Here is a 7,180-nt window from a genome sequence, read left to right on the forward strand (position 1 = left end):
CTCTGCCGGAAGGTGCCGATCTTGACGTCGCCGCCGGTGGTGACCTGCGTCTGGCAGAGGGACTCCACCGCGCACTGGTTCTGGAAGCGCGCGGCCGAGGTAGCCGCGCGCCAGCCCGGCGCCCGCGATGTACAGCTCGCCCGGCGCACCCGGCGGGACGGGGCGCAGCCAGGCGTCCAGGACGTACCCGCGGGTGTTCCAGATCGGCTTGCCGACCGTCGGTGTCGCGCTGTCCCCCGTCCCGCCGCCGAGGGTGTTGATCGTGTACTCGGTCGGGCCGTAGAGGTTGTAGCCGAGGACGCCGTCGGCGCGCGCGAGCCGCTCCCACACCGACGCCGGGACGGCCTCGCCGCCGAGGAGGACGAGGGGCGGCCGGTGCCCGCCGTCGAGGAGCCCCTCCTCCAGGAGCTGCTGGGCGTAGGTCGGCGTCACGTTGATGACGTCGATCTCGTGCTGCCGCAGGTAGGCGGTGAGGGCCTGGGCGTCGCGGCGGAGGTCCTCGTCGCAGACGTGCACCTCGTGGCCTTCGACGAGCCAGAGCAGCTCCTCCCACGACATGTCGAAGGAGAAGGAGACGGTGTGGGCGATGCGGAGGCGGCGCCCCGCCGACGCGACCACCGGGTCGAAGATGTTGGCGCGGTGGTTGAACTGCATGTTGGTGAGGCCCCGGTAGGGCGTCACCACGCCCTTGGGCCGCCCGGTGGAGCCCGACGTGTAGATGACGTAGGCGGGGTGGTCGAGCCTGCGGGGCGTGCCGGGCGCGAAGCCGGGGACCTCGTCCGGTTCCAGGTCGTGGCCGGGCTGCGCCGCGAGGGCCTGGGCGGTCGCCGGGTCGTCCAGCGCGAGGGTGGCCCCGGAGTGCGCGAGGCCGGCGGCGATGTGGCGATGCGAGACCAGGCAGACCGGCGCCGCGTCCTTGAGCATGAAGTCGAGCCGGTCGGCCGGGTAGTCCAGTTCCAGCGGCAGGTAGGCGGCGCCCGTGCGCAGGACGGCGAACAGGGCGACGACCATCCGCGCCGAGCGCGGCAGGGCGAGCGCGACGACCTTCTCGGGACCGGCGCCGTTGGCCAGCAGGAGCCGCGCGAGCCGGTTCACCTCGGCGTTCAGCTCGCCGTAGGTGAGGCGGACGTCCGGGAGGGACACGAGCGCGGGGTCGCCGGGCCGCTCGGCCGCGCGCTCGGCGAGCAGCTCCGCGACCGTCAGCTCGGGCACGGGGTGCCGCGCCTCGTCCCAGTCGCGCCGGAGCCGGTCGTGTTCCGGCGGGAGAAGGAGGTCGAGCCGGTGGCACGGGGTCTCGGGCGCTTCGGCGAGGCGCCTCAGGACCCGGACGTAGCGGTCGGTGACGCGTTCGGCCTCGGCTTCGGTGAACGCGTCGCCCCGGTACATGACGCGCAGACCGGCGTCCGGCTCGACGACCATGGTGATCGGGTAGTGGGTGGCGTCGCGGACCTCGCGCCCGAGGACCCGCAGGTCGCCGTCCGGTCCGAAGGCGCGGCCGGTCGGCATCCCCGGGAAGTTCTGGAAGACGAACAGCGTGTCGAAGAGGGTGCCGAGCCCGGTGGCGCGCTGGACGTCGGCGAGGGCGACGAAGGAGTGGTCGAACAGCTCGGACTGCGCGGCCTGGACCCGGTCGAGGACGGTGGCGAGGGCGTCCGCCGGGCCCGCCTGCACGCGGACGGGGACGGTGTTGAACAGCAGGCCGACCATCGACTCGACGCCGTCCACGTCGGGGTGGCGTCCGGAGACCGAGGCGCCGAAGACGACGTCGTCGCGTCCGGTCAGGCCCATGAGGACCAGGCCCCACGCGGTCTGGAAGAGGGTTCCGGGCGTGACGCCCCGCTCCCGTGCGACCTCGTCCAGGCGCTCGGCGAGGCCGGCGGGCAGCGCGCGGTGCACCTCTCCGGCGCCCGCGAGGTCGGCGCGCGCGTCGACCAGGCCCGGCCGGACGAGGGCGGGCTCGTCGAAGCCGTCGAGCGCGCGGCGCCAGGCGTCCGCCGCGGCGGTCCTGTCGCGGCCGTTCACCCAGTCGAGGAACGCGCGGAAGGGCGGGACGGGGCGGCGGGCCTCGGCGGCGGCGTCGGTGTAGGCGCCGAGCAGCGAGGTGACGAGCAGGCCGCCGGACCAGCCGTCCAGCAGGATCAGCTCGGAGGTGAGGACCAGCCGGTGGTCGTCCTCGGCCAGGCGGGCGAGGGCGAAGCGGATCAGCGGCGGCGCGGCGGGGTCGAACGGCGCGGCGCGCTGGGCGTCGACGAACGCCTCCAGGTCCTGCGGGGCCACGTCGGCGTGCGTCCACGGGGTCTCGAAGTCGTCCGGGACGAACTGGACCGCGCGGTCGCCGTCGGTCCGGAACCCGGCGCGGAGATTCGGGAACTTCTCCAGCGTGGCGCGCACGGCCCGCGCCATCCGCTCGGGGTCGACCGGTCCTGACAGCGTCACCACGGCCTGCTGGACGTAGATGTCGCGGTCCTCACCGGCCAGCATCAGGTGGTAGAGCAGGCCCTCCTGGAGCGGCGATAGCGGAAGCTCACCGGCCGGGTCCCCCGTCCGGGCGGGCTTGGTCTCCTCGGAGGGCGCGGCGGTCCGGGCGAGGGCCTCGACGGTCCGCAGCCGGAAGACGTCCCGGACGGTGAACGACAGGCCGGCGCGGCGTGCGCGGGCGACGAGGAGCGCCGCGCTGATGCTGTCGCCCCCGGTGCGGAAGAAGTCGTCGTCGGCGCCCACGGAGTCGCGGCCGAGGACGGTCGCGGCGAGGCGGGCGAGGACGCGTTCGGGCGCGGTGGCCGGGGCCCGCCCGCCCGCTGGGCGTCCGGGCTCCGGAAGGGCGCGCCGGTCGACCTTCCCGTTCGGGTTGAGGGGAAGCTCGTCCAGGACGACGAGTTCGGCGGGGACGAGATAGTCGGGCAGCACCGCTCGCAGCGCGGTGTCGAGCGCCTCCGGTTCGACGTCGCCCGTGACGTAGCCGACGAGGCGGGATCCGTGCGCGGCGACGGCGGCGCGCCGCACCCCGGGCAGGGCGGCGAGCGCGGACTCCACCTCCCCCGGCTCGATCCGGAAGCCGCGGATCGTGAGCTGCTCGTCGGCGCGGCCGAGGAAGTCCAGCCCGCCGTCCGGGCGGCGGCGGACGCGGTCCCCGGTGCGGTAGAGGCGGGAGCCGGGCGGGCCGAACGGGTTCGCGACGAAGCGCTCGGCCGTGCGGGCGGGGTCGCCGAGGTATCCGCGCGCCAGGCCGTCGCCCGCGAGGTACAGCTCCCCGACGGGCACCTCGCGGAGCGCGGCGTCCAGCACGTGAGCGCGGGTGTTGGCGATGGGCCGCAGCCCGCCCGCCTCGGCGATGAGGCTGTCCCCGGCGGCCTCCGAGCATCCGTACAGGTTGACCAGCCGCCCCGGGACCTGCTCGGCGAGCGCGCTGGGGAGCGCCTCGCCGCTGCTGATCCAGGTGGTGACCGAGGGCGGCAGGCCGTTGTCCGCGAGGACCGCCAGCAGACTCGGGACGAGCGTGACGAGGCCGACGCCGTGTCGGTCGACGAAGTCGGCGAGCGCGACGGCGTCGGCGGCCGTCTCGGCGTCGGCGATGACGACCGTGTCGCCCGCGACCAGGCCGCCGAGCACTTCGGTCGTCCCGTCGATGAACGCGGGCGAGCTCTTGGCGGCGCGGACGCCGGGCGCGGCGAGGCCGGCGCCCCAGGCGAGGCGGTTGGCGAGGGCGCGCTGGGTGCCGGCGACGGCCTTGGGCGTCCCGGTGGAGCCGGAGGTGAAGACGACGTAGGACGTGTGGTCGGGGCGGACGTCGGGGCGTTCGCGGCGGGGTGCGTCCCGCGGCGGCTCGTCGCGTCCGAGCACCAGCAGCGGCCGGACGGCGTCGAGCATCGCGGCGACGCGGGCGGGCGGGTACGACAGGTCGATCGGCAGGTAGGCGGCCCCCGTCTTCAGCACCGCGTACAGGGCGACGGCGAACTCGTCGGAGCGGGGCAGCGCGAGCGCGACGACATGCTCGGGGCCCGCCCCGGCGGCGGCGAGGCGGTCGGCGAGCGCCTCGGCGCGGCGGTCGAGGTCGGCGTAGGTGAGGGCGGTGTCGCCGAAGACCACGGCGGTCCTGTGCGGGGTCCGCTCCACCTGCGCCTCGATGAGCCCGGCGGCCGTCCGGACGGGGAACTCCCGCGCGGTGTCGGGGTGCTCGACGGGCGCGCCGAGGGAGGACAGCCGCCGGCCGGGGTCCGCGGTGACCTGGGCGAGCAGCGCGCCGAGGTCGTCGGTCAACCGCTCGACGGTCGAAGCGTCGAACAGGTCGGCGGCGAACGCGGCGAACCCCTCGATCTCGTCGTCGCCCTCCGCGAAGTACAGGTCGAGGTCGAACTTCACGCCGCCGGTCTCCGGCAGGAACGGCTCGGCGCGCACGCCGGGCAGCGCGAGCCGCACGTCCTCCAGCCTCTGGTGGACGATCATCACCTGGAACAGGGGGCTGCGGGCGAGGGAGCGTTCGGGCGCGAGCCGCTCGACGACCCGCTCGAAGGGGACGTCGGCGCGGGAGAACGCGGCGAGGTCGGCGGCCCGGACGCGCCGGAGCAGCTCGGCGAAGGTCGGATCGCCGGACAGGTCGGTGCGCAGCACCAGCGGGTTGACGAAGACGCCGACCAGGCCGGCGAGGTCGTCGTCGGCGCGCCCGGCGATCGGGGAGCCGACGGCGACGTCGTCGCCCGCGCCGGACCGCTGGAGCAGCGCGGCGACGGCGGCGTGCAGCACCATGAACACGCTGGCGCCGGTGTCGCGCGCGAGGCGCCGCGCCCCCTCCGCCGGGAGCCGGAACGGCACCAGCCCGCCGCGGCGGCTCGCCTCGGCCGGGCGGGGCCGGTCGAACGGCAGGACCGTCTCCTCGGGCAGCCCGGAGAGCGCGTCCGCCCAGAAGTCGAGCTGCGGCGCCGTGCCGGGGGACGTCTCGCGCTGCCAGGTCGCGTAGTCGGCGTACTGGACGGGCAGCGGCTCCCAGCCGGGGGCCCGTCCGTCCCGGCGGGCCTCGTAGGCGCGGGCCAGGTCGGCCAGCAACGGTGTGAACGACCATTCGTCGGCGGCGGCGTGGTGCAGGAGGAGGATCAGCGACCAGCCGGCGTCGCCCGTCCGGACGAGGGTGCCGCGGACGGGGAGGTCGCGCCCGATGTCGAAGACGTGCGCGGTGGCGGCCTTCTCGATGGCCGCGAGCCCTTCCGGCGTCTCGTCCCGCGCGTCGACGACGGCGAGGCCGGCGGGGACGTCCGGGTCGAGGACGCGCTGGACGGGCAGGCCGTCCGGTCCCTCGACGAGGAGCGTGCGCAGCGCCTCGTGGCGGGCCACGACATCGGCGAACGCCCGGTCGAGGGCGTCCTCGTCGACCGGGCCGTGCAGGCGGATCCCGAGCGGCAGCGAGTAGGACGCCGACGGGCCGCGGAGCCGCTCCTCCAGCCAGAGGCCGCGCTGCGCCGCCGACGCGGGGACGATCTCGGGCCGCGCGACGTCGCGGACGCGGACGGCGCCGGTCGCGACCAGGCGGGGCGCGAGCGCGGCGACGGTCGGCGCCTCGAACACGTCCGCGATCAACGGCTCCGCGCCGAGGACGGTCCGGGCCCTGGCCGCGAGGCGCGCCGCCAGCAGCGAGTGCCCGCCGAGCGCGAAGAAGTCGTCGTCGATGCCGACGCCCTCGACGCCGAGCAGCTCGGCGAAGATCGCGCACAGGGCGGCCTCGCGGGCGTCGCGCGGCGCCCGTCCCGACACCTCGGCCTCGGGCGCGGGCAGCGCGGCGCGGTCGAGCTTGCCGTTGACCGTGCGGGGCAGTTCCTCCAGGGCGATCAGGGCGGACGGCACCATGTACTCGGGCAGCGCGCCGGCGAGCGCGTCGCGCAGGGCTGCTTCGTCCAGTCTCTCGGCGGGGACGTAGTAGCCGACCAGACGGGGATCGCCGGGGCGGTCCTCGCGGACGGCGACCGCGGCCTGCGCGACGCCCGGCTGCGCGGCGAGCACGGCCTGCGCCTCGGCGGGCTCGATCCGGAACCCGCGGATCTTCACCTGGTCGTCGGTGCGGCCGAGGTACTCGACGGACCCGTCGCGGGCGCGCCGCGCGAGGTCGCCCGTCCGGTACATCCGGGATCCGGGCGGGCCGGACGGGTCGGCGACGAAGCGCTCCGCGGTCAGGTCGGGGCGGCCGGCGTAGCCGCGGGCGAGCTGCGCGCCCGCCAGGTACAGCTCGCCGGGGACACCCGGCGGGACCGGGCGGAGGGCGGCGTCCAGGATGTGGGCGCGGGTGTTCCAGAAGGGCGTGCCGATGCCGTCCGCGGGAAGGTCCGCGGACGTCGCCCAGATCGTCGCCTCGGTCGGCCCGTACATGTTGGTGGCGAGCGTCGCCGACTCCGCGAGCGACGCCGCGAGGGCGGGCGGCAGCGCCTCACCGCCGACCAGGACGCGCAGCCCCTTCAACGCTTGCGGGTCGAGCGTGCCGAGCAGCGACGGGGTGCCCTGGACGATCGTCGCGTCCGCCAGGAGCCCGGCGAGGGCGGCCGGGTCGCGGACCGTGTCACGGCCCGCGAAGACGACCGTCGCGCCGCTGATCAGCGGGACGAACAGTTCCAGGGCGGCGATGTCGAAGGCGACGGTGGTGACGGCGACGAGCCGGTCGCCGGCGCCGAGGTCCAGCCGGGCACGGGTGGTGAGCAGGAAGTTCGTGAGCGCGCCGTGCGGGATCGCCACGCCCTTGGGGCGGCCGGTGGAGCCGGAGGTGTAGATGACGTAGGCGAGGTCGTCCGGACGCGGAGGCGCCGTGCGGGTGTTTCCGACGTCGCGGAGGTTGGTGCCGAGCACCAGGAGTTCGGTGGCTTCGGGGAGCAGCGGCGCGGTGTCGCGGGTGACGATCGCGCAGAGGGGCCCGGCGTCGTCCAGCATGTAGGCGAGCCGGTCGGCGGGATGGTCGAGGTCCAGCGGCAGGTAGGCGGCGCCCGCCTTCAGGACCCCGAGGAGGGCGACGACGAGATCGGGCGTGCGCGGCAGCGCGAGCGCGACGACGCTCTCCGGCCCGGCGCCCCGGGCGCGCAGCTCGGCGGCGAGCGCGGACGCCCGCTCGTCCAGCTCGGCGTAGGTGAGGGCGGCGCCGCCCGCCTCGATCGCCGTGGCGTCCGGAGTGCGGGCCGCCTGCTCCTCGAAGAGGGCGACGACGTCGGTC

At 76.0% G+C, this 7,180-nt stretch carries 1 protein-coding gene; it reads right to left on the bottom strand.

The window, feature by feature from the left end:
• Positions 1–7,180: amino acid adenylation domain-containing protein (locus AB0C69_RS35110; protein ID WP_360359527.1), on the bottom strand; the 7,180-nt coding region annotated here is incomplete at both ends.

The organism is Actinomadura sp. NPDC048032 (assembly GCF_040653175.1).
In the GTDB taxonomy this organism is placed as follows: domain Bacteria; phylum Actinomycetota; class Actinomycetes; order Streptosporangiales; family Streptosporangiaceae; genus Spirillospora; species Spirillospora verrucosospora.